Origin of the sequence: Arthrobacter sp. L77, from assembly GCF_000816565.1 — a bacterium.
Classification (GTDB): domain Bacteria; phylum Actinomycetota; class Actinomycetes; order Actinomycetales; family Micrococcaceae; genus Arthrobacter_D; species Arthrobacter_D antioxidans.
In genome coordinates this window covers 703,043-728,376 of sequence record NZ_JWSU01000006.1, presented here as the reverse complement: position 1 = coordinate 728,376, position 25,334 = coordinate 703,043, and the positions used below count along the sequence as shown (strand labels likewise).

Genomic DNA, 25,334 nt, shown 5'->3' with positions numbered 1-25,334 from the left:
GGCAGGATGGGGGAGTCACGGGGCTCACGCGCCATGTTCACGTTCCTCGGCCTGTGGGTGAGGCCGGTCATGAACGCCCTGATGGCCAAGGAATGGCGGGGGCAGGAGAAACTGCCGCACGGTACGGGCATGGTCGTCTGCCCCAACCACGTCACGGAGATCGACCCCGTGGTCATCTCGCATTTCCTCTACAACCAGGGCGTCATGCCCCACTTCATGGCGAAGGCGTCGCTGTTCAAGGTGCCGGTGGTGGGATACATCCTGCGCACCAGCAAGCAGGTGCCGGTCGAGCGAAGCTCCGCGGGGGCGAACCGCTCCCTGGAAGCCGCCCGCGAGGCGCTCTCGGACAATGGGGCGATCATCATCTATCCCGAGGGCACGCTCACGCGCGACCCGGACATGTGGCCGATGAAGGGCCGGACCGGGGCCGCCCGTCTGGCCCTCCAGACCGGTGCGCCCGTGGTGCCGATCGCGCACTGGGGGGCCCAGGAGGTCTTCCCCCGCTACGCGAAGCGGTTCCACCTGTTCCCCCGGAAGCGCTCCCGTGTCCTCGTGGGCGACCCCGTGGACCTCTCCGAGTTCCGGGACCTCCCGCTGACCCGCACGACCCTCGATGCGGCGACGGAACGCATCCTCGACGCCGTCACCGAGCTCCTCGCCGAGCTGCGGGGCGAGCGGCCGCCCGCCGAGCGCTGGGACCCGGCGCAGCAGCACCAGAAACTGACCGGCCGCGATTTCGAGGACCGCCAGGAGAACGACGACGGCGGATCCGGCGGATCCCTGCCAGGAGGAGCGAGATGACGGCCGACCCGCGTGGGACGCGACCCGCGAAGATCGCCGTCCTCGGCTCCGGCAGCTGGGGGACCACCTTCGCGAAGGTCGTCGCCGACGCATCCCCGGACACCCCGGTCATGCTCTGGTCCCGCCGGCCCGAGGTGGCCGCCGAGATCACCACCGGCCACCGCAACTCGCGCTACCTCGGGGACACCGTGCTCCCGGCGAACATCACGGCGTCGGCCGACGTCGGGGAGGTCCTCGCCGGCAGCGACCTCGTGATCCTTGCCGTGCCCGCCCAGTCCCTGCGCGCCCAGCTCCCGGCGTGGCGTGACCTCATCGCGTCCCACGCCGTCGTCGTCTCCCTCATGAAGGGCCTCGAGGTCGGCACCGACGCCCGCATGAGCGAGGTGATCGCGGAGGAACTCGCGCTGCCCGAGGAGCGGATCGCGGTGCTCTCCGGGCCGAACCTCGCCATGGAGATTGCCCGGGAGGAGCCGACGGCGTCCGTCGTCGCCTGCGTCGACCACGACACCGCCGCCTGGATCGCCGCGGCCTGCACGGCCTCGTACTTCCGCCCGTACACCTCCACGGACGTGATCGGCGTGGAGATCGGCGGAATCGTCAAGAACGTGATCGCCCTCGCCGTCGGCATCTGCGAGGGCCGCCGCATGGGGGACAACACCAAGGCCTCCGTCATCACGCGCGGGCTCGCCGAGACCACCCGTCTGGCCGTCGCCCTTGGGGGACGCCGGGAGACGATGGCCGGCCTCGCCGGGATGGGGGACCTCATCGCCACGTGCTCGTCGGCGCTGTCGCGGAACCACACCGCCGGCCGGCTGCTGGGGCAGGGGCTGATCCTCGACGAGGTGACGGCACGGATGAACCAGACCGCCGAGGGCATCAAGTCCGCCCAGGCCGTCCTGGACTCCGCCGAGCAGCACGGCGTGGACATGCCCATCACCGAGAGTGTGGTCGCCGTCCTCCAGGGGCAACTCTCCGTCAACGACCTCGGGCCGCGCCTGCTGGCCCGCAACCTCAAGCCGGAAGGCGATCACACCCCGTGACCACCCTGACCACCGCGCCCACCGGGACCCCGGCCCGCTCCGGCAAGCCCCGCGTCCTCGTCCTCTTCGGGGGCCGCTCGAGTGAGCACGCCGTCAGCTGCGTGACCGCCGCCGGCGTCCTCGAGGCGATCGACCGCACCCGCTACGACGTCGTGCCCGTGGGCATCACCCGCTCCGGGCAGTGGTCCCTGGTCTCCGCGGATCCGTCCGCGTGGTCCCTGCGCTCCGATGTGCTGCCCGAGGTGACGGCAACCGAGCACGCCGTGGTCATGGGCTCCGCGGTCGACGGCGGAACCGGCCAGGAACTGCTCATCGCCGCCCCCGGGTCCGTGCCGCAGAGCCTCGGCGGCGTCGACGTCGTGCTGCCGCTCCTGCACGGTCCGTTCGGCGAGGACGGCACCCTGCAGGGCATGCTGGAGATGGCGGACATGCGCTACGTGGGCGCGGGCGTGCTGGCCTCCGCCGTCGGCATGGACAAGCACTACATGAAGGTGGTGTTCGAGGCCGCCGGGCTCGACGTCGGCCCGTACCACGTGGTCACCGACCGCCAGTGGCGCACCGACGCCGATGCCGCCGTGCGGCGCGCCGCGGCACTCGGGTTCCCGCTGTTCGTGAAGCCGGCGCGTGCCGGCTCGTCCATGGGGATCACCCGGGTGGACGACGTCGACGGCATCAGGGCAGCGATCGAGGCCGCCCGCGTGTTCGACCCGAAGGTCATCGTCGAAGCAGGGATCGACGGGCGCGAGATCGAGGTGGCGGTCCTGCAGGGGCGCGGGCTCGACGCCCCGCGCACCTCGCTGCCCGGCGAGATCGCGATGCAGCCGGGCGACCACGCCTGGTACGACTTCGAGGCGAAGTACGTGGACGGTGCCGCCGCCGAGCTGACGTGCCCCGCGGACCTCCCGGCGGACGTCATCGACCGCGTGCGGCTCCTGGCCGCCGACGCGTTCGACGCGATCGGCGGGGAGGGGCTCTCCCGCGTGGACTTTTTCTACACCGCGGACGGGCGCCTGGTGATCAACGAGATCAACACGATGCCCGGCTTCACCCCCATCAGCATGTACCCGCAGATGTGGGCGAAGTCCGGTCTCGGGTACACCGAGCTGATCGACGAACTGATCGGGCTGGCCCTCGAGCGTGGCACCGGCCTGCGCTGAGCCCTGCCCGTCCCCGTAGTCGTCGTGCCCACCGGGCGCGGCATGTCGGCGGGCATCCGCGGTGATGCCCACCGGGTGCGGACAGTCAGTGGGCGGAACGGCGTCCTGGCCCTGACCTCAGGGCAGCAGGAGCACCCCGAGGAGTGAGCCTCCCGCCAGCAGCACGGTCGAGAGCGCACCGACGACGGCGAAGCGGCCGCCCGTGCGCAGCAGGCGGCGGACGTCGATCCCCGCGCCGAGCCCGAACATCCCGGCCGCCAGCAGGACGGTCGTGACGGTGCGGCCCAGCTCGAGCGCCGCCTCCGGCAGGATGCCGAGCGAGCGGACGGCCACCATGACGAGGAAGCCGAGCACGAAGAGCGGCACCACGGGAGGACGGGCACCGGTCGCCGGGACGCCCGGTGAGCCGGCGCCGCTCCGTCCGCGACGATCCGCCCCGGCCAGGACGGCAGCGCGCCGTCGTTCGCCGAGGGACGCCAGTGCGGCGACCGGTGCGAGCATCAGCACCCGGCCGAGCTTGACCACCGTCGCGACGGCGAGCGCCGCAGCTCCGGCGGTCCCCGCGACGGCCACGACCTGCGCCACCTCGTGGACGGCCAGGCCGGCCCACATCCCGAACCGGTCCTCGCTCAGCCCGAGCAGGCCGCCGAGCACGGGGAGGACCACGATCATGAGCGACCCGTAGAGGGTGACCATCGCGACCGCGCCGGCGGTCTCGTCGTCGTCGGCCTTCACGACGCCCTGGAGGCCCGCGATGGCGGACGCCCCGCAGATCGAGAACCCTGCGGCCATGAGAGTGGCGCCGGCGCGGGTGAGTCCGAGCCGCAGGCCGAGCTGCAGTGTGAGCACGTAGCTCAGCGCCACGCACGCCACGATCAGGCCGAGGACCGGGAGGCCGAGCGCCACGATGTCGGGCAGCGCGAGCTGGAGGCCCAGCAGCACCACGCCGGCCCGCAGGAGCTTCTTCGTCCCCGTCGTCACGCCCGGGCGGAGGGACGGTGTGTACAGGGGGGAGTTGGCGAGCAGGACGCCGAGCACCAGGGCGATCACCAGCGGTCCGAGAACGGACTGCAGCGATCCCACCCAGACGGCGACGGCGACCCCGGCGGCGACCACCGTCAGCCCGGGCGCCAGTGACCGGGTCCGCGCCCGCAGGAGGTCGGGGCGGGCAGGCGGTGACGGCATGGGGCTGCTTTCGGGTTCCGGACAGGGGGAAGAGGGTACTTCCGGTCATTGTTCCACGGGGGAGCGAGCAGTATCCTCGTCCCCCAGCATGGTTCGGCGAGTTCCCCGGAGGGACGTCATGTCCACCTTCCTCTTTGCCACACTCGACGCCGGCGGCAATGTACCTCCGGCCCTGCTGATCGGCGGCGAGCTGATGCGCCAGGGGCACTCCGTGCGGTTCATCGGGCATCCGGCCCAGGCCTCCACGATCGAGACCACGGGCGCGGCGTTCATCCCGTACCGCTCGGCCGCGCCCATGACGCCGACGGTCGAGCGGCCCGCGCTCCGCGACATCGCCATGATGCTGTCGGTGTTCACCGATCCCGGGATAGCCCGCGACCTGATCTCCGAAGCCCGCCGCGACCCACCGGATCTGCTGGTGATCGACTGCCTGCTGCTCGGTGCCCTCGGCGCCGCGGACAGGGAAGGGCTGCCCTACGTCTCGCTGGTCCACAGCTTCTACGCCTTCCTCGACGGCCCGTTCCGGCGCAACCCCATCTCCGTGATGGCACGGCTGAAGGGGGTGGGCCCACGGCAGGTGACCAGGGGCGCGGAGCTGGTGCTGGTCTGCGCGGACCCTGCCCTCGATCCGGCCGCGGACGACGACGACGCCGGCAGGGTGGTCTGGGCCGGAGCCGCACTGGATGTGGCGGGGCCGGCGGTGCGGCCGGAGCACCCCCACGTCCTGGTGAGTCTCAGCACCACGGCGTTCGCGGGTCAGCCCGCAGTGCTGCAGCGGATCCTCGACGCCGTCGCGGACCTGCCCGTCGACGCGACGGTGACGACGGGGCCCGCCATCGATCCCGACCGGCTGACCGCCCCGCCCAACGTCGTGGTCCACCGGTACGTCCCCCACACCGAACTGATGCCCCACTGCTCCGCGGTGGTAGGACACGGCGGCCACGCGACGACGATGCGGGCCCTCGCCCACGGCCTGCCGATGCTCATCCTGCCCATGCATCCCATGCTCGACCAGCCCATGATCGGGAAGATCGTGCAGGAGGCGGGCGCCGGGCTGACCCTGAGCCGCAAGTCCTCCGGCGCGCAGATCGCCGACGCCCTCATGACCATCCTCGCCACGGAGAGCTACGGTGCTGCCGCCGCGGTGATCGGCGACCGCCTCCGGGCCGCCGAGGGGGCACGCCGGGGAGCGCAGCTGCTCGAGGAGGCCGCACACCGCAGTGCGGCGTAGTGCGTCAGGGCAGGGTTGGCTCCGCGACCGACGGCGTTGACACCGGTTCCCGGGCCTGTCACGGTCTCGGGATGCAGATCGGCATTCTGGGAAGCGGGATCGTCGGCCGGACCCTCGGGGCTGCCCTCGTGCGGCAGGGCCACGACGTCGCGATCGGGTCCCGGACGTACGACACACCGAACGGCCGGCACTGGGGGACGGGCACCCACGGCGCGGTCCGCATCGAGTCCTACGCCGACGCGATCCGGGGCGCCGAGGTGGTCGTCAACGCGACGCCGGGCCTGGTATCGCTCAGCGTGGTCCGGGAACTGGCTCCGGAGGATCTGGACGGTGTCGTGCTGCTCGATGTGGCGAACACCCTGGACTTCTCGGCCGGGATGCCGCCCAGCGTCAGCGGAACCGCCGGTGACAGCCTCGCGGAGCAGATCCAGCGGGCCCTCCCGCGCGCCAGGGTGGTCAAGGCGCTGAACACGATGACGGCCGCGGTGATGGTGGACCCCGGTCTGCTCGAGGGACACCACACCGTCTTCGTCAGCGGTGACGCCGCCGACGCGAAGGCTCTCGTGACGGGCCTGCTCACCGGCTTCGGGTGGCCCGCCGAGGACATCCTCGACCTCGGTGCCCTCGACACCGCGCGCGCCACCGAGGCGGTGATGCCCCTGTGGCTGCGGATCTGGGGTGCGCTCGGCACGCCGGTGTTCAACGTCGCGGTGGTCCGGTCACTCCCGCCGACGGGAGCGTCGTCGACGCCGAGAGGGCGGACATGACCGGGTCCGTCCCCGTCGGGTGGTCATTCCTGCCCTGTCGAGGGATGAGCTACAGGATGCTGTCCGTCAGCGCGTTCGGGGTCCCGAACCGGTGCGCCGTGATGCTGATCGCCTGCTCCTGCAGGAACGGCAGCAGCTCGATCCGCCCCGCCTCGGTGACGGGCTGCGCGTACACCGCGAGGTCGGGACGCCCGCCGGTCGCCTCTGCCAGGGCCGAGGCTCCGCCGCCGATCAGCCGCACGCGGCGTGCTGTGAGCGACGACGCCCGGGCCAGCCAGGCGCCGTCGTCCTCGAGGGTGACGCTCTCCGCCTGCGCCAGGACCACGGACCGGAGGGCGACGGGGAGTTCGACGGCGCTCGACACGGTGACCGGAGCGCCGGCGGCACGGGCCGCCAGCAGCACGCGGACCAGGTCGGCGACCGGTGCATCCTCGGCGAGGCGGACCGTCACGGGGTGCGCGAGGTAGCGGAACAGGTTCCGCTCCGCCGCAAGACCGGAGACGTCCTTCACGCAGCCGAACTCGCTCGTCCATGCTGCGGCGTCGGACGCCGCGGCGCGGTCGAGGCGGGCGACGTCGGCCTCGGGCAGGCCGGCCGCGCGGGCGGCCGTGAGGAGGGGCTCGACGGCGGGCAGCGGGCTGTCCTGTGCCCGCGACTGCTGCGGGGCCCAGGAGCCGAGGCCCACGAGGTAGTTGGGGCCGCCCGCCTTGGTGCCGGCGCCGACGGCGGACTTCTTCCAGCCGCCGAAGGGCTGGCGCTGGACGATCGCCCCGGTGATGCCCCGGTTGACGTAGAGGTTGCCGGCCTGCACGCCGTTCATCCAGGTGGCGATCTCCCGGCGGTCGAGGGAGTGGATGCCGGAGGTGAGGCCGTAGTCGATGTCGTTCTGCAGAGCGATGGCCTCCTCGAGCGTGGCCGCGGTCATGATGCCGAGGATCGGGCCGAAGTACTCCGTGAGGTGGTACGTGGACCCGCGCCGCACGCCCGTGCGGACCCCGGGGCTCCACAGGCGGCCCGAGCCGTCGAGCTGCTGCGGCTCGAGGACCCACGACTCGCCCTCGCCGAGGGTCGTGAGCCCGTCCAGGAGCTTGCCCGCGGCGGGCTCGATGACGGGGCCCATCTGCGTGCTCGGGTCGGCGGGGTAGCCGACGGTCAGGGACGCGACGGCGTCGATCAGCTGGTTCCGGAAGCGCTGCGACGTGGCCGCGCTGCCCACGAGGATGACCAGCGAGGCCGCGGAGCACTTCTGGCCCGCGTGGCCGAAGGCGGACTGCGCCACGTCCTTCGCGGCGAGGTCGAGGTCCGCGCTGGGGGTGACGATGACGGCATTCTTGCCGGAGGTCTCGGCCAGCAGCGGCAGGTCCGGCCGGAAGGAGCGGAACAGCTCGGCGGTCTCGTAGCCGCCGGTGAGGATCACGCGGTCCACGCGGGGATCGGCGAGGAGCTGCCGTCCGAGGTCTCCCTCGTCGAGGTGCGCGAGGTGCAGGACCTCGCGCGGTACGCCCGCGGCCCACAGGGCCTCGACCATGACCGAGCCGGAGCGCCGCGCCTGCGGGGCGGGCTTGATGATCACGGTGGACCCGGCGGCGAGGGCCGCGAGGGTGGAGCCCGCGGGGATCGCGACGGGGAAGTTCCACGGCGGCGTCACGACGGTGAGTCGGACGGGGGAGAAGGACGCGCCGTCGACGTCGTCGAGCTCGCGGGCGCGCTCGGCGTAGTAGTGGGCGAAGTCCACGGCCTCGGAGATTTCCGGATCGGCCTGGTCGAGCGTCTTGCCGGTCTCGGCGGCCATGACCTCCATGAGGTCGGCCCGGCGCGCCTGGAGTGCGTCGCCGGCCCGGTGCAGCACCGCGGCGCGCTCGGCGCTGGTCAGCGAACCCCAGGACGCCGACGCGGCGACGGCGCCGGCGATGATGTCCTCGAGTTCGTCGGCGCGGGTCAGGGTGGTCGCGGCGACGACGTCGTTGCCCAGCTCGGAGGCGGCCACCCGATCGAGGATCGCCCGGCCCCAGGCGCGGTTCGCCGGGAGCGAGGGGTCGGTGTCGGGGGTGTTGGAGAACCCGGTCCCGGAGTGGGCCGGGGCGGGGACGCCGCGGTCCTGCTGCCGGTTCGGCGCCGGGATGGCCGTGTCGAGCTCTTCGAGGGAGGCGAGGAAGCGGTTCTTCTCCCGCGCGAAGAGGGACTCGTTCTCCGTGAGCTCGAACACCGCGGACATGAAGTTGTCCTGGCTCGCGCCCTCCTCCAGTCGGCGGATGAGGTAGGCGATGGCGACGTCGAACTCGCCCGGGTGCACCACGGGCGTGTACAGGAGCAGCGAGCCGACGTCGCGCTTCACGGCCTCGGCCTGCCCCTGCGCCATGCCCAGGAGCATCTCGAACTCGATGCCGTGGCGGACGCCGCGCTCGCCGGCGAGCAGCCAGGCGAAGGCGAGGTCGAAGAGGTTGTGCCCGGCCACGCCGATGCGCACGTTGTCGATGCGGCCCGGCTGCAGGGCGTAGTTCAGCACGCGCTTGTAGTGCGTGTCCGAGTCCTGCTTCGAGCCCCACGTGGCCAGCGGCCAATCGTGGAGGGACGCCTCCACCTGCTCCATGGGGAGGTTGGCGCCCTTGACCACGCGGACCTTGATGCCGGCGCCGCCCCGGGCCCGCCGGGCCGCGGCCCAGTCCTGCAGCCGGATCATCGCGGCCAGGGAGTCGGGGAGGTATGCCTGCAGGACGATGCCCGCCTCGAGGTGCGTGAACTCGGGGCGGTCGAGGATGTCCATGAACACGGCGAGCGTCAGGTCGAGGTCCTTGTACTCCTCCATGTCCAGGTTGATGAACTTGGGCGTCGTGGCCCGCGCCGCGAGCGTGTACAGGGGGGCGAGCTTCTCGGCGACGTGCCGGACCGCCTCGTCGAAGGCCCAGGCGGGGTGCGGGGCGACCGTCGAGGAGACCTTGATGGAGACGTAGTCGACGTCGGGCCGCTCGAGGAGGCGCACCGTCCCGGCGAGGCGGCGCTCGGCCTCGTGGTCGCCGAGGACGGCCTCGCCGAGCAGGTTGATGTTCAGGTGGATGCCCTCGCGCCTGATCCTCCCGATCGAGCGGCCCAGCCGGGCGTCGGAGGCGTCGATGATGAGGTGCCCCACCATCTCGCGCAACACCCGGCGGGCGATCGGGATGACGACCTGCGGGAGGACGGGGGCGACGGCGGCCCCGACCTTCACGGCGGAGCGCATGTACCAGGGGAGGAAGGCGGGGACCTTCGGTGCGATGGCGCCGAGGTTCCGGGCCGCGACGGCGAGGTCCTCCGGGCGGATCACGCCGTCCACGAAGCCGACCGTGAACGCCAGCCCGTCCGGGTCCTTGAGGACGCCGGCGAGCTGCCTGGCCGACGCGTCGACGGGGACCTTCGACGCCTCGGTCAGCCAGCGCCGCACCAGGGCGATCGCCTCGTCCGGCAGCGCTGCCGGGATGTCCGTGGTGCCGCCGGGGCCGGCGGAGAAGGAGTCGGGCTCGACGTCGGCGCTCGGGTGCGAGGCGATCGACGGGTCCGGGGACGCCGGGGTGGTGGCGGTGCCCTCGCGGGGCGGGATCTGGGTTGTCATGGCAACGGCTTTCGGTTGGACGGCTGGCGCCGGGCACAGGATGAAGCAGCTACTTCCACCCCAGTATCGGACGCACCGTACCATTAGGAAAAGCGATGAATACCGAAGGGTATCCATTGGTGAAACCGAAGAAGTGGAGCGTCGATGCTCGACCTGCGCAGGCTCCGCCTGCTCCGTGAACTGAAGATCCGGGGGACCCTCGCGAATGTCGCCGCGGCCCTGAGCTACAGCCCGTCCTCCGTGTCGCAGCAGCTCGCCCAGCTCGAGAAGGAGGTGGGCGTCCAGCTGCTGCGGAAGACCGGGCGCCGCGTGGTCCTCACGCCCCAGGCAGAGGTCCTCGTCGCGCACACCGAGGAACTGCTGGAGACCCTCGAGCGGGCCGAGGCGGATCTCGCCGCCTCGCTGACCACGGTGTCCGGGACGGTGCGCGTCGCGGTGTTCCAGTCGGCCGCGCTCGCACTGATGCCGGATGCCCTGACGGCCATGACCCTCGACTACCCGGACGTCCGTGTGGAGATGGTGCAGCGCGAGCCGGAGACCGCCCTCTACGAGACCTTCGCGAGGGACTTCGACCTCGTGATCGCGGAGCAGTACCCGGGGCACGCCGCACCGCGCCACCCGGAACTCGACCACGTGGCGCTGACCCAGGACGCCATCCAGCTCGCGGTGCCCCTGGCGGGCCACCCCTATGCCGGGATCGCGTCGGTGGCGGAGGCGGCCGGCGCGGCGTGGGTCATGGAACCCCGGGGGGCGGCGTCGCGGCACTGGGCCGAGCAGGCGTGCCGGCGGGCCGGCTTCGAGCCCGACGTGCGCTACGAGACGGCGGACCTGCAGGCGCAGATCCGGCTCATCGAATCAGGCAACGCCGTCGCGCTCATGCCGGAACTGGTCTGGACGGGCAGGAACGTGCCTGTGCGGCTCCTCGACCTCGCCGAGGACCCGCGGCGCTCCATCTTCACCTCGGCGCGCCGCGCCGGCGCCCGCCGGCCCGCCGTCCTCGCCGTCCGCGAGGTCCTCGGCCGAGCCGCCGCGGATGTGCTGCATCCCTCCCGGCAGGAGGAGCGCCAGCTGGAACCGCAATAAATCCCCACTGCCGCCCGTTGACACCGGCAGACCTGCTTTTCGCGTCACCACGCTCCGCTCCTAAGGTTGTCCCATGTCCCTGCAGTCCACGCACCACGCCTCAGCACCCGTCCCGGCCACCGTCGAGCGGGTCGTCGAGACCGTGCTGCCCACCCGGCACGGGACCTTCCGCATGATCGGCTACCGGGACGGCGCAGGCACGGAGCACGTGGCGCTCGCGCAGGGGATCGACGACGGCGCGCACGGCACGGTCGAGGCGCCGCCCCTGGTCCGTGTCCACAGCGAATGCCTCACCGGGGATGCCTTCGGCTCCTGGCGTTGCGACTGCGGGGAACAGCTCGACGCCGCGCTCGCCGCCATCGCCGGGGAAGGACGCGGCGTGCTGGTGTACGTCCGCGGGCACGAGGGCCGTGGGATCGGACTGCTCGCCAAGCTCAAGGCATACGCCCTGCAGGACCAGGGCGTGGACACCGTGGACGCGAACACCGAACTGGGACTGCCCGTGGACGCCCGCCGCTACGACCAGGCGGCGGAGATCCTCCAGGACCTCGGCATCCGGGCGGTCCGCCTGCTCTCCGGCAACCCCGCCAAGGAGGAAGCGCTGGAGGACCTCGGGATCGACGTCGTCGAGCGCCGCGGCCTCGCCGTCTCCGAGCGCTCGGAGAACGCCAGCTACCTCGCGACGAAGCGCGCCCGCATGCGGCACGACACCCCGCCGTCCGCCGACGCCTGGATGTCCCTGCTCCACGGCGCCGTCCCCCCGGCTCCCGCGCCGGGCGAGGCGGAGGAACTGACCCACCGGTACGGCTACCTCGCGGGGGCGTCAGGAACGCTCGTCGTCGGACAGCTGCGGCAGAGCCTCGACGGTTTCATCGCCTCACGCTCCGGTGACGCCGGCCTCCACGAGGACCGCGGCGACCACGGGCACCTGCAGCGGCTCCGCGCGCTCGTCGACGCCGTGGTCGTCGGGGCCTCCACCGTCCTCGCGGAGGACTGCTCGCTGGCCGTGCGCGACGTGCCCGGCACCAGCCCGGTGCGGGTGGTGCTGGATGCGTCGGCGAAGGTGGACGCGGGGGCGCGGGTCCTGGCGGACGACGGCGTGCCCACGCTCTGGATCATCAGCGCCGACGCGGCGGTCCCGGACGGTCTGCCGTCCTCGGTGGAGGTGGTGCGGTTGGGTGCGGAGGACTTCGCGCCGCAGCGGATCCTGGAGCTCCTGCAGGGGAGGGGGCTGGAGAAGGTCCTCATCGAGGGCGGTGGCAACACCGTGTCCCGCTTCCTCGAGGCCGGGCTGCTGGACCGCCTGTACCTCACCACGGCGCCGGTGCTCGTGGGCGACGGCGTCCCCGGCATCCGCTTCAGCGGCTCCGACGCCCTCGCCGAGGCGCGTACCGCGCCCGTGCGGCGCTTCGTCTTCGGCCAGGACATCTGCACGGAGTTCAACTTCGCCGGCGCGCGGTAGGCCGGCGCACGGCTGATCCCACGCCCCGGGATGGTCGACGATTTTTGTTCGACCAGCACGGAGGGTGGGATCAGGGCGGATCAGGAGTCGCTGACCCTCTTGCTCTTGCCCTGCAGCCGGTCGATGTGCTCGGAAGCCTCGGCCTTGTTGATGTCGGCGGGGATCTCCTCGCCGGCTTCGCGGGCCAGCGTGTCGAGGTAGCTCCGCTGTGCCGCCGTCATCGGCTCGTCGCCGGTGACCCAGTCGGAGGGATCGCGCTCGAAGCCGCCCTCGGGCTCGGATTTCGGGCTTCCCAGTGTGTCTGCCATGTGAGTTCCTCTTCGTCGTGAACAGCGTGAGCCATCAGTGTACTTACTGTCTCTGACACCTTCGGGGCGTGCGGGCGACGGGCCGGCCCGCCGAGCTCGCCCCGGTGTCGGTGATGCTCGCCTCCGCCGAGGCCGGCTACGTTGTGGGCGCTGACCCGACCGGATAGTGCCGCGTCGGTCTGCGTAGCCGCGGCCTCCGTTTCCAAGTAAGCGCCTTCGCTCGGAAGTAGGAGGGCAGGTGATTCCAGTGCCTACCTCCAGTAGACCCCACTCGTGTTTATCGTTCGCCGCCTTCCTAGTGTCGAAAGCAGGTTTTCGCTGCATTGCTGGGGAACAGGATGGCACCACCGTGGAGTCTGAGACGCACGCTCGCACCACCAATGACACGCAGCTGCTGGGCGGCTCCACGGCCGTGTCTGTCCGACGGAGCAGCGTTCGTCGAGGGCCGGCCCTCCTGATGGTTCTTCTGCTCGTCGCCGGATGCGGGACCATGGGCCCGTCGGCGGCCACCGGTCCCGACGGTTCCCATGCGCACCACGCCGTGGTCGCCGACCCGGGCGAGTCCTCACCCTCGACCAGCCTGCATCACAGCACGGTGCTTCCGGCGGCGTTGGTGGAGCCCGCTCCTACCCCTCTGCCGCGGACGGGGTGGACGGCGACGGCCAGTGACGCCGAGACCGCCCGGGTGAACAACAGTGCCGCCAATGTGCTGGATGGCAGTACGGCGACGATCTGGCACAGCAGGTATTCGCCGGCGCCCGCGGCTCCGCTGCCGCACTCCATCACCATCGACACGAAAGTGGCGCGTGGCATCGCTGGCTTGAGCTATCTTCCGCGTGCGGACCTGGGGAACGGGCGGATCGGGAGCTTCGAGATCCGGGTGAGCGTCGACGGCGTCACCTGGAGTGAGCCGGTAGCGAACGGAACGTGGGCAGACACGGCAGCGGAGAAGACGGCATCCTTCACCGCGGTGAGCGCCCGGTATATCCGGTTGACCGCGACCTCCGAGGCCGGCAACCGTGGCCCCTGGAGCAGCGCCGCCGAGATCAACCTCCTCGGCGGTGAACCGGCGCCGCCAGCCGGGGTGTTGCCGCGGACGGGGTGGACGGCGACGGCCAGTGATGCGGAGACGGCCCGGGTGAACAACGGTGCAGCCAATGTGCTGGATGGCAGTGCTGCGACGATCTGGCACAGCAGGTATTCGCCGGCGCCTGCGGCTCCGCTGCCGCACAGCATCACGATCGATACGAAGGCCGCGCGTGGCATCGGCGGGCTCAAGTATCTTCCGCGCGCGGACGTGGGGAACGGGCGGATCGGGAAGTACTCGATCGAGGCCAGTTCCGACGGCACCACCTGGGAGGTCCTCGCGACCGGCACCTGGGCGGACACCACCGCCGAGAAGACGGTGTCTTTCCCTGCGGTCAGCGTCCGGTTCGTCCGGTTGACCGCGACTTCCGAGGCCGGGAATCGCGGCCCCTGGAGCAGCGCCGCCGAGATCAATCTCCTTGCGGGTGAACCGGCCCCACCCACCGGGGTGTTGCCGCGGACGGGGTGGACGGCCACGGCCAGTGATGCGGAGACGGCCCGGGTGAACAACGGTGCAGCCAATGTGCTGGACGGCAATACGGCGACGATCTGGCACAGCAGGTATTCACCGGCGCCCGCGGCTCCGCTGCCGCACAGCATCACGATCGATACGAAGGCCGCGCGCGGTATCGGCGGGCTCACGTATCTGCCGCGCGCGGACGTGGGGAACGGGCGGATCGGGAAGTACTCGATCGAAGCCAGTTCCGACGGCACCACCTGGAGTGTGCTCACCACCGGCACCTGGTCGGACACCATCGCCGAGAAGACGGTCACTTTCACCGCGGTCAGCGCCCGGTTCGTCCGGTTGACGGCGACCTCCGAGGCCGGGAATCGGGGCCCGTGGAGCAGCGCCGCCGAGATCAACCTCCTCGGCCCGTCCTCCGCGTCGTCGTCGGGGGCTTCCGCGGGTTCCTGGGGTCCCACCATCAACTTCCCCCTCGTGCCGGCTGCCGCGGCGCTCCTGCCCGGCAACAAGCTGCTGACCTGGTCCGCCTACTCCCCGACCACTTTCGGGGGCAGCAGGGGATACACCCAGACATCCATCCTCGATCTCACCACGGGCGAGGTGTCCCAGAGCCAGATCTCCAACACGGGCCATGACATGTTCTGCCCCGGCACCTCGATGCTGCCCGACGGGACGATCATGGTCAGCGGCGGCAGCAACAGTTCGAAGACGAGCCTGTACAACCCCACGACCAACGCCTGGACCCCCGGTCCGGACATGAAGATCCCGCGGGGCTACCAGAGCAACGTGACCACTTCCACTGGGGAGGTCTTCACCATCGGCGGATCCTGGTCCGGCGGTAGCGCACCGAAGCACGGGGAGGTGTGGTCCGCAGCCGGGGGCTGGCGAACGCTGCCGAACGTAGGGGTGGGCAGCATCCTGACCGATGATCCCCAGGGCCAGTTCCGTGCCGACAACCACGCCTGGTTGTTCGCCGCCCCGGGTGGCCGGGTTTTCCACGCCGGGCCGAGCCGCGAAATGGCCTGGATCTCCACTACCGGCAACGGCAGCATCACCTCCGCCGGTCTTCGGTCGGACAGCGCGGACGCGATGAACGGCGACGCCGTGATGTACGACGTCGGCAAGATCCTGACCGTGGGAGGTGCGACCGCCTACCAGAATGCCGCTGCCACGGCCCGGGCGTACACCATCGACATCAACGACGGCGTCCGCGTGGAACGGACCGCGGACATGGCGGTCACGCGGTCGTTCGCGAACGGAGTCGCCCTGCCCGACGGCCAGGTGTTCGTCGTCGGAGGCCAGGCCACCCCCGTCCCGTTCACCGATACGGACGCCCGGATGGCTCCGGAGATGTGGAACCCTGAAACGGGCACATGGACCATGCTGGCCCCGATGGCTGTTCCCCGGACCTATCACAGCGTCGCCCTGCTGCTCCCCGACGGTCGCGTCTTCGTGGGTGGCGGTGGGCTGTGCACCAACTGCACTAAGACCAACCATCTGGATGGGGAGATCTTCACGCCTCCCTACCTGCTGAACGCCGACGGCAGCGATCGTGCACGGCCGGCGATCGTCACGGCTCCGACCACCGCCGCGGTCGGAAGCACGCTCGCGGTGACCACCGGGTCGCCGGTCACCGAGTTCTCCCTGGTCCGGATGAGCACCGTGACCCACACCGTGAACACGGACCAGCGGCGCATCCCGCTGACCGCCACCTCGGTGTCAGGGAACACGGCATCACTGACGCTGCCCGCAGACCCCGGGGTTCTGGTCCCCGGCAACTACATGCTCTTCGCGATGGATGACAACGGGGTGCCCAGCATTGCGTCGACCATCTTGATCAAGTGACGAAAGGACGCCAGTGGTCGGCGGGCATCCTGAGGAGATCCCGTTAGCCGTTGTACATCGGCAGGGGAGCGCCGGCGACGCCGGGCTCGACGGCGAACAGCGCGCCGGCCTGCGGTTCGGACCCCTCGGGGATGTTCTCCTGCGTCGTCGTGATGAAGAGGGTTGAGAGGTCCTTCCCGCCGAACGCGCATGCCGTCACGTTGGTGACCGGTAGCGGGATGTGCTCGGAGAGCCGTCCCGAGGCGTCGTACCTGGCGACCGCACCGCCCCCATACAGGGCCGTCCAGACGCCGCCGTCCGCGTCGATGGCCATGCCGTCCGGCATGCCGAGGGCGGGCTCGATGACGGCGAAGGTGCGGCGGTCGGTGAACCGGCCCGTGCCGACGTCGTATGCGAGGGCGTCGATGCGCCCCGTCGGGGTGTCGCTGAGGAACGCGGTGTCGCCCGCGGGGGAGAAGTGCAGTCCGTTGGACACGGTGAGGCCCGTCAGAAGCGTGGAGACGGTCCGGTCGGCGTCCAGCGAGAAGAGGGTCCCGGCGCCGAACCCGCCCTCCCAGCCCATGGACCCGCACAGGAAGCGGCCCGCGGTGTCGCAACCGCCGTCGTTCATGCGCACCGCGCCGTCGCTGAAGGCCTCGGGGCCCTGCTCGAGAACCGAGAAGGAGTCGTCGGCGAAGACGAAACCGCGTTCGACACCGATCACGTAGCCGCCCGAGGTCCTTCCACGGATGACGCCGGCGAGGCGTGGGTGGACGCTGTGTCGATCGAAGCTCCCGTCCTCGTGGCGGACCAGGACGTCGCCCTCCATCATGTCGACGAACAGGAGCTCGCCCCGGCGCGGATCCCAGTACGGCCCCTCCCCGTGGAACGTGCAGACGTCGGAGATTTGCTCGGCTTTCACAGTGCCTCCTGGCAGTCGGTGGGTTCGGGGTGAGGGGTGAAGCGTCAGCCGTCCGTCGGTGCGGGGGTCGCGTCGGCCAGCCCGACGCACGCCCGGGTCTGCTCGACCCGCGCCACGGCGTCGCCGAGTTCCACGAGGACGGTACTCGATGCCACCTCCTCGGGGTCGAACAGGACCTCCACCGCCGGGTCCCGTCCGTACGTGGTGGCCGTCCACGCCGGGTCCCCCTCGCGGACCACCCAGTCGACGTCGTTCACGGTGACGCAGGGGTCGGTGGTGGGCCCTGGCACGTCCACGCCGCACCGCAGCACCACCCGGGACGGGTCACCCCAGGCGGAGGTGGCCTGGCTGTTCGTGTCGCGCTGGTCGTTCTCGGCGACAATGGGCGGCAGCGCGATCATGACGTCGGCGCACCGGGCGTTCGCGGCGTCCTCTGCAGGGTCCACGTCCACCACCGACGAGCACCCGGTCAGCCCGACCAGGAGGGCCACGGCCGGCAGCAGGGACGTCAGGGCGCGGGGGAGGGCAGGCATGATGCCAGCCTAATCGGTGGTCCCGCGCCGCCGCGTCGCGAACCCTCGCCTTGAGTGCGCGACACGACGCCGTGCCTCCGGCCGGAAGCAGGGCGGCAGGAGCGGCCGCCAGTAGGATGCAGGAGCCGGCAGTCAGTCTCAGGCTGCTGGTCCCCCCCCGCGCACCCGGCGTTGTCCCCAACCCGCGCGTGCGAGATCCCGAGCCGAGGACGAATGACCACGCACCACCGCTTCCCCCCGACCGCCACCGCCCTCAGGACAATGACCGGTACGGTCGCCGTCCTCCTCGCAGCAGCGGTCCTCGCCACCCCGGTGGCCGCCCTGGCCGTCGAGTCCGAGCCCTCGTCCGCCCGTCCCGCCGTCGTGGGTCAGCAGCAGCAGCCGACGCGCGTCGTCGAGCAGCCCCAGCCGAACGCGACCTTCGGGGAGCCGGCCCCGCCCGTCGTCGACCCGCGTGCCATCTCCGGGACGGACCCGGCCACGGGCTTCGCCATCAACGCCCGGACCGGGTTCCTCGTCCACCCGGGGACCGGCCACCTCATCGAGCCCGGGACGGGCAATCTCGTGTTCGCCGACACCCTCATCTACACGAACCTCCGCTACGACGCCGTGGCCCGCGAGGTCGTGGGGCTCGCCGACGAGGCCCCGGCCCCGGCGCCGAGCCCCGGCCCGGCAGAGACGACGGCGACAGCGACCCCGTCCGCCTCACCCACCGCGACCGCGACCGCGAAGGCATCCGCTCCGGTCACGCCCACACCCCCGGCACCAACGGCATCGCCCGCCGTGGTCGGCAGTGTCCCGGAGACGGCCACGGCGAGCGCCACGCCGCGCGCCACTCGGTCCGCCACCCCGACCGCGAGCAGCACGCCGGCCGCGGCCGCCGAGGAGGAGCGTGCCGCCTCGCTGGCGCCGCTCGCCTGGATCGGTGCGGGCATCCTCGCCGCCGCGGTCGCCGCCGTCGCGTTCCTCGTCGTCCGCCGTCGTCGGCAGCACTGATCCGGGCACTACCGCCCGGACGACAGTGGCTGAACGAGCACACCAGCATCAGGCCGTACCATGAACTGATCTTTGCCACGACGGGGGAGTCCCTTTGAGTCTTGACGACTATGCCAGTACAACCGAGCCCCACACGACCCGCGACGGGCGCCAGAGTCGCCGCAAGCATCCGGTCCGGACCACGTTCCTGATCCTCGGGTCCCTCGTGGTTGTCGCGGCCCTCGTGGCCGGCGGGTACCTGTTCTCCCTGGCGCAGTCCTTCGACCAGAACTCCCAGACGATCGAATCGGCCTTTCCGGTCGAGGAGTCCCGACCCACAGTGGCCCCCGAGGCCGAAGGGGCCGTGAACATCCTGCTGCTCGGCAGCGACTCCCGGGCTGCCGCAGAGGAACCAGGCGACGTCGCGGCGGCAAGTCCGTCGGACAGCCGTGCGGACACCATGATGCTCATGCACATCCCGGCCGATCGCCAGGACATCCAGGTCATGTCGATCATGCGCGACACCTGGACGGACATCCCGGGCCACGGGGAGGCCAAGATGAACGCGGCCATGGGACTCGGCGGGGTGCCCCTCGTGGTGCAGACCGTCGAGGGGATGTTCAACGTGCGAGTGGACCACGTGGCGAGCATCGACTTCGAAGGCTTCAAAGGCCTCACCGACGCCCTCGGCGGCGTGGAGGTCGACAACCCCGTCGCCTTCCAGTCCGGCGGAAGCGGCGGCGAGTACTTCGCCGCCGGTCCCATCACCCTGCAGGGCGAGTCGGCACTGAAGTTCGTCAGGGAGCGCTATGCCTTCAGCGACGGTGACTACCAGCGCGTCAGGAACCAGCAACTGTTCGTGAAGTCGGTCATCGGCAAGGTGCTCACCGCGGACACGCTGACCGATCCGCAGAAGGTGTACCGGGTGGTCGACCAGATGTCCCCCTTCGTGGCCGTGGATGACAGCCTCGACGCCGGAACGGTCGGATCCCTCGCCGTCTCGCTGCGCAGCGTCCGGTCGGACAGCATCGACTTCTTCACCCTGCCGAATCTCGGAATCGGTACCTCAACGGATGGCCAGTCGATCATCGTCAAGGACGACGCCGCGATCGCCCAGGTGGGCGAGGCGCTGCAGAACGACAGCCTGGCCGAGTACCTCGTGGCGAACCCGGAGGTCGGATCGTGAATGCCGGACGGACGGTCCGACGCACGACGGCGACGGGCCTCCTCAGTTTGGCCGTCCTGGCGGCCGTCCCGCTGGCGCCCGCCGTGGCTGAAGAGATTCCCGTCGTGTCGCCGCCGGCTGATCCGCCTGTAGTCGTCATGCCCGGACTTGCGACGACTGCGCCCCCGACAGCTCCGGTGCCCGCCCCCACACCCACACCCACACCCGCGCCGGCGCCCGCACCGGCGCCCGCGCCGGCGCCCGCACCGGCACCTGCTCCCGTACCGGCTCCAGCTCCCGCGCCTGCTCCCGCGCCGTCCCCGTCGCCGCCCGAGGATCCAGTCCCGGAGGGAGAGCTTGAGAACGCCGTCGATCCGGTGACAGGCTTTGAGATCGACCCCGGCACCGGCTGGCTTATCCACCCGCCCACGGGTTATCTCATCGAACCCGGAACCAACATCCTCGTGATACCTGGCAGCCTCGCGTACACGACGTTCCGATGGGATTCCGTGACCGGGTTGGTGGAAGACACGACCACGGCGGAAGACGAGCTGGCGACCGCGTCGCCCGAACCGACCAGCGAGGCGACCGCCAAGCCGTCCGCTTCTCCCACCAAGAAGCCAGGGCCGGCGCCGAGTGCTACCGCGGCGGCCCCGGCGCCGTCCGCATCCGACGGGCCCGCCACTGGATCCGAGGAGATCGATCAGGCGTCCGCCCAATCGATCGGCACGCACCCGGCAACACGAATCCTCGTGATCCTTCTGCTCATCGGGCTCGGAGCGGTCTATTACTCGAAACTGCGGACAGGCGGTCGGGCGTTCAAATGAGGCTTTGGCTGTCGCGGCACCTAAAATGAGCGGAACATCATGGTCTCGTCTTTCGCCTGGGGGTCCTTCACGTGCGTGTAATGCTGCTCACGCATTCTTACGCGCCCGAACACAGCCCACCCCAACGGCGCTGGACACAGCTCATCCGGTCGTTCAGGTCTGCGGGCTGGCATGTGGACGTCGTCACGCCGGTGGCTCATGCGCCGCACGGTCGGCGGACGCTGCCGCCCAGTATCGCTGGGCGTCCTTTCCTGGCCCATCGAGGTGAATTCGGCGAGACCGTCCGCCGCGTCCCCTATCTCTGGCACAGGACCACCCGGCTCGGCCGGCTCATCAACCACCTGCTTTCGGCCGTGATGTCTGTGCCGGTTGCAGCCATGGCGCCCCGGCCCGACGTCGTGATCGTCACGGTGCCAAGCCTCCCCATCCTCGGCGCGGGCTTCGTGGTGTCGCGCCTCCTGCGCCGTCCGTTGGTTGTCGATATGCGCGACGCGTGGCCGGACATCGCGCGGGATGCCCGGATTGTCCGAGGCAGTGCCAAGAGTCTTGTGGAGCAGGTGATCATCGCGATCCAGAACCGTGCGGACCTCGTGGTGACGGTGACCTACGGGTTCGCCCACACGCTGCGCGAGCGCGGACTCAGGAACGTCGCCACCGTCACGAACGGCATCGATATGGCGGCCATCCGCGCCCTGAATCCGCCGCGTAGCCAGCAGGACCGCCTGGAAGTGCTCTACCTCGGGAACCACGGTGAAAGCCAGCGGCTCGACGTCCCTATTCGTGCCGCCGCCCTGGTGGGGCGGAAGATGCGTCTCACGCTCGTGGGCCACGGGGTGGAACGCAACCGGCTCATGGCCCTGGCCGCAGAACTCGGCGCACCCGTGGAGTTCCACGCACCTATCCACGGCCCGCAGATCATGGACTACTACGAGCGGGCCGACAGCTGCATCGTCACGCTCCGCGATGACTGGAAGTCGTTCGACACCACCATCCCGTCCAAGACCTATGAGGTGCTGTCGGTGGGCCGCCACGTCACCGGAATCGTCAAGGGCGAGGCGCGCGCCATTCTGGAGGAAGCCGAGGCCGGGCACATCGTAGCCTCCGAGGCCAAGGCCGTGGCGCACCTCTGGCGAACGCTCGCCGAGAACCGCGAACTGCTCAGGATCGGGGAGAAGGGCAGGGCCTGGGTGAAGAACAATGCGAACGTCCAGGCACTGGGAGAGGCCTATATCGAACTTCTCCTCGAGGTCACGCGCGAGGGCCGCGCATGAGGGCCGTCCGGCTGCTGGGTAACCTGCGGCTCGCTGCGGCGGCCGCGGTGATCCACCTCAGCGATGACCCCGTGCTCCTGGTCCTTCAGGTCAGCCGCAGGATGCCCGCGGGTCTCGTCCGCCGCGTGGCGGGCGCCGCAGGCAGGCTGACGGCAGTCCCGGGACTGAACCTGCCCGTCGCCGAAACCCTGTCCGCCCAGCTGCTCGGACGAACTTCCTCGCTGGCATCGGCCCTCAGAAAGTCCTCCGCCAGGCCCGTCCGGGCCGGCGTGGCACGTCGGCTGGCCGACGTCGCCCTTGCCGCGGGCATGACCGACGAGGCGGACAAACTGCTCGGCCTTGCCGGTTCCGGCAGCGCCACCGCGGGAGTCCGGGCCCGGCGGCGCTGGTACGACGGGGACATGAGCGGTGCGGTGCACATACTGCGGGAGGCGGGCCGCACGCGGCATGCTGAACGGCTCGCCGGGGAAGTGCGGGTCTTCGAGGGTTGGCACCCGATCCTCCCCGCAGTGAGGGGGTACGTGCCGGAGGAAGACACCGTTCTTCACTTGCTGACCAATTCACTGCCCCACACCGGGAGTGGTTACGCCCAGCGCACCCACTCCCTGCTCAAGGCCCAGAGCGAGAGCGGCTGGGCCGTGCATGCGGCAACCCGGGTCGGTTACCCCGTGCAGGTGGGGAAACTCCTGGCCAGCGCCGTCGACGAGCTGGACGGCGTCAGCTACCACCGTCTGCTCCCGGTGCCGATGGCGCGGGGGTACGACCAGCGGCTCCAGCAGCAGGCCGAGGAACTGCTGCAGCTTGCCCTGGAGGTCAGGCCCGCGGTCCTGCACACCACTACACCCTTCGTGAACGGGGTCGTCACCGAACAGGTGGCGCGCACCCTCGGGATCCCGTGGGTGTACGAAGCCCGAGGTCAGCTCGCCGACACCTGGGCGGCGACCCGGTCGGCGCACGTGAAGGCGAGTGAACGCTATAAGCTCTTCACTGATCGTGAAGCACAGGTGATGCGCAGAGCCAGCCTCGTGGTGACCTTGGGCGAGGCTATGAAGCGGGGAATCATGCGCAGCGGAATACCGCAGGACAGGGTGCTGCTGAGCCCCAATGGTGTGGGGGACGAATACCTGGGGGAGCCGCTTCCTTCGCGACAGGCACGGCGGCAGGTGGGACTCCCCGAAGAGGGGATCTTCATCGGCACTGTCAGCAGTCTTGTCGACTACGAAGGACTGGACACGCTCGTGCGAGCGATTTCGCTGTTGGTCCCGGTGCATCCGAAGATCCGTTGCCTGATCGTAGGCGACGGTGCTGCTGGACCCTCTCTCGAATCACTTGTTCTCGAGCTGGGATTGTCTACGCATGTCACCTTCACCGGGCGCGTTCCTCGCCGTCAAGCCAGGCACTACCACCAGGCCCTCGACATTTTCGTTGTGCCACGAAAGGACCTCGACGTGACCAGCGCCGTCACCCCCCTCAAGCCAGTAGAAGCGATGGCCTGCGCTCGGCCGGTGGTCGCCAGCAATCTGCCCGCACTACGCGAAATCGTTGAAGACGGTGTCACTGGGGTTCTCGTCGACACGGGGAGCCCTGAGGGTGTTGCAGCCGCGATTGATGGACTCTTGGACCGATCTGGTCAGGGCCTGAGTCGGCATGCCGTGCAATTGGGCCGCAACGCCCGTCAGCGTGTTCTGGCCGAGCGAACCTGGACCGGCAACGCCGCGGCTCTTTCGATGGCCTATCGGCAATTGAGGTTCTCAGCCTGATGGCTGCTGACGAGGAAGCGACCGGGGCTCGCGCCGTCTCGCAAGAGGTAAGCGTCAGGCATCTGACAAGGGTAGGGGCAAAACCCTCGTTTCTCGAATATGTCGCAGCATTGTTCAGCTACCGCCACTTCGTCTACTTCGACGCGAAAGCAAGCGTCCAGTCGAGTACTACCCAAGATCGTTTGGGTAGTTTGTGGCTGATCCTGAATCCCATGCTGAACGGACTGACGTTCTTTCTCATATTCGGTGTGCTGTTGCAAGCCGGCCGAGGCGTAGAGAACTTCATCGGCTACTTGATTGTGGGAGTTTTTCTCTTCCAGATGACCAACAGGGCGATCACAACTGGCGCGCGTGCCGTGCGATCCAACTTGAAAGTCATCCAGGCTTTCAACTTCCCGCGGGCAACGCTGCTTTTCTCGATCAACCTTCGCGAACTTCTGGCAAGCGTGCCAGTTGTTCTCACGATGCTCGTACTGATCCTGCTCTTCCCGCCGGTGGAGGAGATCAGTTGGCTATGGTTCCTGATCGCGCCTGCGCTGTTGCTGCAGACGGCGTTCAACCTCGGCGTCGGGCTCATCCTCGCCCGGGTGGTCGCCAGGGTGAACGATATTGCGAACTTCATCAGTTTCGCCATGAGGCTCTGGATGTACGCCTCCTGCGTGATGTTCCCCATTCAACTTTTCGACCCCTATCCGGCGGCTCGGATCGTGATCGAGTTGAATCCTCTTTATCAGGTACTGACGATCGTGCGGCAATCAGTGCTGTACAACGAGGTACCGTCCTTGGAGTCCTGGGTCATCTTGGCCGCCTGGGCGCTCGGAGCGCTCGCCGTGGGCCTAGTTTTTTTCTGGAAGGCAGAGGAGTCATACGGTCGTGACGAGTGAAGTCGGAGTTGCTTCGCGGGAACCTCTGGTGGTTGTCGACAAGGTGAGCATGACGTACCGCGTGCCCACCAATGAAAGCCGTGCCGCCGGAAGCAGTGGTTTACTGGCGTCGCTTCGGCGGACGGTTGGATCCGGTCCCACCGTCGAGGTGCAGGCATTGAAGGACGTCTCGCTCGTTGTGGGGCGCGGTGAATCTGTAGGGATCATCGGCCGCAACGGATCCGGGAAGAGCACATTGATGAAGCTGGTGAACGGCCGGGTTCCGCCTACCTCGGGTGCTGTCTACTCGTCCTCGCATCCGACTCTTCTTGGTGTCAGTGCTGCCTTGATTCCCGATATCTCCGGACAGCAGAACATCGTGCTCGGCTGTCTCGCGATGGGCATGTCCAAGCAGGACATCGGCCGCAAGTATGAAGACATCGTGGAGTTGTCCGGGCTCGGAGAATCCATTCACCGGCCCATGCGCACATATTCATCGGGTATGGGATCTCGATTGCAATTCGCGATTGCGACCGCAGTGGATCCGGAAGTCCTTCTCATAGATGAAGCTCTCAACACCGGCGACGACCAGTTCAAGGGTCGTACGAAGCGAAGAATGAATGAGCTCCGGGAGCGTGCCGGATGTGTCTTTCTCGTGAGTCACAGTTTAGGGACGATCAGGCAACTATGCACCCGGGTCATCTGGCTGGATGAAGGCGAGGTGGTGACCGACGGGGATCCTGCATACGTGACCCGCTGGTATCGCAATTACGTCGAGCAGTTGACGGCCGGCGACCTGTCCGAGGGACGGAAGATCAAGGCTCGGCTGATGCGCAATCGGACGATGCCGAGGATCGTCGGGCAGGAACCCGGCCGCAGGAGACGTGCACGGTGAGAGGGAGAAGGGCCACCCGGCTGCGCGTTCTGTTCTGGCATTTTCGACGTGGGGGGATTCCTGCCGTTGCAACCTCGTGGCAACGGGAGCGTGCGGTACGTGGTCCAGGCCGTGTGAACAGGGTCCA

The 25,334-nt window shown here is 69.7% G+C and carries 20 protein-coding genes; 15 read left to right on the top strand and 5 right to left on the bottom strand.

Translation table 11 applies throughout. The features are described from left to right. The first annotated feature begins 6 nt into the window (after positions 1 to 6). The 3 genes from RY94_RS13505 to RY94_RS13495 are packed head-to-tail and all read left to right on the top strand — an operon-like array spanning position 7 to position 2,998. Entirely contained in the window at positions 7 to 801 is a 795-nt protein-coding gene (locus RY94_RS13505) for a lysophospholipid acyltransferase family protein (RefSeq protein ID WP_043445898.1), read from the top strand. Then, the gene (locus RY94_RS13500; RefSeq protein ID WP_043445895.1) at positions 798 to 1,841 is read left to right on the top strand and encodes an NAD(P)H-dependent glycerol-3-phosphate dehydrogenase; all 1,044 of its coding nucleotides are present in this window, start codon (positions 798 to 800) and stop codon (positions 1,839 to 1,841) included. Before RY94_RS13505 ends, RY94_RS13500 begins: the two co-directional genes overlap by 4 nt. Before the next feature lie 5 nt (positions 1,842 to 1,846). Beyond that, the gene (locus RY94_RS13495; protein WP_043446706.1) at positions 1,847 to 2,998 is read left to right on the top strand and encodes a D-alanine--D-alanine ligase family protein; all 1,152 of its coding nucleotides are present in this window, start codon (positions 1,847 to 1,849) and stop codon (positions 2,996 to 2,998) included. A 117-nt stretch (positions 2,999 to 3,115) separates the two neighbouring features. On the opposite strand, the gene RY94_RS13490 is transcribed toward RY94_RS13495, so the two are convergent. Next, on the bottom strand, positions 3,116 to 4,183 hold the full coding sequence (locus tag RY94_RS13490) for a YeiH family protein (RefSeq protein ID WP_043445893.1): 1,068 nt from the start codon (positions 4,181 to 4,183) through the stop codon (positions 3,116 to 3,118). A gap of 118 nt (positions 4,184 to 4,301) precedes the next feature. Between RY94_RS13490 and RY94_RS13485 the strand changes: the two genes are divergently transcribed. Both RY94_RS13485 and RY94_RS13480 read left to right on the top strand, forming a co-directional pair. After that, positions 4,302 to 5,414 (top strand): glycosyltransferase, encoded by a 1,113-nt coding sequence (locus tag RY94_RS13485; RefSeq protein WP_043445890.1) that lies wholly within the window; start codon positions 4,302 to 4,304, stop codon positions 5,412 to 5,414. 71 nt (positions 5,415 to 5,485) lie between these two features. Beyond that, positions 5,486 to 6,181 carry an NADPH-dependent F420 reductase gene (locus RY94_RS13480; protein WP_043445888.1) on the top strand — a complete coding sequence of 232 codons (696 nt, stop codon included), beginning with the start codon at positions 5,486 to 5,488 and terminating at the stop codon, positions 6,179 to 6,181. Positions 6,182 to 6,230: 49 nt separating this feature from the next. On the opposite strand, the gene RY94_RS13475 is transcribed toward RY94_RS13480, so the two are convergent. Next, positions 6,231 to 9,767 (bottom strand): bifunctional proline dehydrogenase/L-glutamate gamma-semialdehyde dehydrogenase, encoded by a 3,537-nt coding sequence (locus RY94_RS13475; protein WP_082046351.1) that lies wholly within the window; start codon positions 9,765 to 9,767, stop codon positions 6,231 to 6,233. 144 nt (positions 9,768 to 9,911) lie between these two features. Between RY94_RS13475 and RY94_RS13470 the strand changes: the two genes are divergently transcribed. After that, on the top strand, positions 9,912 to 10,850 hold the full coding sequence (locus tag RY94_RS13470) for a LysR family transcriptional regulator (RefSeq protein WP_043445885.1): 939 nt from the start codon (positions 9,912 to 9,914) through the stop codon (positions 10,848 to 10,850). Between the two features lie 73 nt (positions 10,851 to 10,923). After that, positions 10,924 to 12,312: a GTP cyclohydrolase II gene (gene ribA / locus RY94_RS13465; protein ID WP_052274348.1), complete on the top strand. Its 1,389-nt coding sequence runs from the start codon at positions 10,924 to 10,926 to the stop codon at positions 12,310 to 12,312. Positions 12,313 to 12,392: 80 nt separating this feature from the next. On the opposite strand, the gene RY94_RS13460 is transcribed toward ribA, so the two are convergent. Beyond that, entirely contained in the window at positions 12,393 to 12,620 is a 228-nt protein-coding gene (locus tag RY94_RS13460; RefSeq protein ID WP_043445882.1) for a DUF3072 domain-containing protein, read from the bottom strand. A gap of 457 nt (positions 12,621 to 13,077) precedes the next feature. Here RY94_RS13460 and RY94_RS13455 point away from each other — a divergent pair, with 457 nt between their 5' ends. Further along, positions 13,078 to 16,017, top strand: a complete 2,940-nt coding sequence (locus RY94_RS13455; RefSeq protein ID WP_197060675.1) for a discoidin domain-containing protein — start codon at positions 13,078 to 13,080, stop codon at positions 16,015 to 16,017. Between the two features lie 43 nt (positions 16,018 to 16,060). Here the strand turns inward: RY94_RS13455 and RY94_RS13450 are convergent, their stop codons facing one another. Both RY94_RS13450 and RY94_RS13445 read right to left on the bottom strand, forming a co-directional pair. Next, positions 16,061 to 16,918 carry an SMP-30/gluconolactonase/LRE family protein gene (locus tag RY94_RS13450; RefSeq protein ID WP_043445879.1) on the bottom strand — a complete coding sequence of 286 codons (858 nt, stop codon included), beginning with the start codon at positions 16,916 to 16,918 and terminating at the stop codon, positions 16,061 to 16,063. A 44-nt stretch (positions 16,919 to 16,962) separates the two neighbouring features. Beyond that, positions 16,963 to 17,451: a DUF3515 family protein gene (locus RY94_RS13445; protein WP_052274347.1), complete on the bottom strand. Its 489-nt coding sequence runs from the start codon at positions 17,449 to 17,451 to the stop codon at positions 16,963 to 16,965. Positions 17,452 to 17,664: 213 nt separating this feature from the next. Between RY94_RS13445 and RY94_RS18450 the strand changes: the two genes are divergently transcribed. The 7 genes from RY94_RS18450 (at position 17,665) to RY94_RS13410 (ending at position 25,207) form a co-directional block, all read left to right on the top strand. Next, complete coding sequence (locus RY94_RS18450) at positions 17,665 to 18,447, top strand: hypothetical protein (RefSeq protein WP_052274346.1); 783 nt, start codon at positions 17,665 to 17,667, stop codon at positions 18,445 to 18,447. 94 nt (positions 18,448 to 18,541) lie between these two features. Further along, positions 18,542 to 19,612, top strand: coding sequence for an LCP family protein (locus RY94_RS13435; protein WP_043445875.1), 1,071 nt, complete (start codon positions 18,542 to 18,544; stop codon positions 19,610 to 19,612). A gap of 356 nt (positions 19,613 to 19,968) precedes the next feature. Continuing rightward, positions 19,969 to 20,418 (top strand): hypothetical protein, encoded by a 450-nt coding sequence (locus RY94_RS17960; protein WP_043445873.1) that lies wholly within the window; start codon positions 19,969 to 19,971, stop codon positions 20,416 to 20,418. An 80-nt stretch (positions 20,419 to 20,498) separates the two neighbouring features. After that, positions 20,499 to 21,689, top strand: a complete 1,191-nt coding sequence (locus RY94_RS13425; protein WP_043445870.1) for a glycosyltransferase family 4 protein — start codon at positions 20,499 to 20,501, stop codon at positions 21,687 to 21,689. After that, the gene (locus tag RY94_RS13420) at positions 21,686 to 23,449 is read left to right on the top strand and encodes a glycosyltransferase family 4 protein (RefSeq protein WP_043445868.1); all 1,764 of its coding nucleotides are present in this window, start codon (positions 21,686 to 21,688) and stop codon (positions 23,447 to 23,449) included. Before RY94_RS13425 ends, RY94_RS13420 begins: the two co-directional genes overlap by 4 nt. Beyond that, positions 23,449 to 24,333, top strand: coding sequence for an ABC transporter permease (locus RY94_RS13415; RefSeq protein WP_043445866.1), 885 nt, complete (start codon positions 23,449 to 23,451; stop codon positions 24,331 to 24,333). The genes RY94_RS13420 and RY94_RS13415 overlap by 1 nt, the downstream gene beginning before the upstream one ends. After that, positions 24,323 to 25,207: an ABC transporter ATP-binding protein gene (locus tag RY94_RS13410; protein ID WP_052274344.1), complete on the top strand. Its 885-nt coding sequence runs from the start codon at positions 24,323 to 24,325 to the stop codon at positions 25,205 to 25,207. The genes RY94_RS13415 and RY94_RS13410 overlap by 11 nt, the downstream gene beginning before the upstream one ends. Positions 25,208 to 25,334 lie beyond the last annotated feature (127 nt).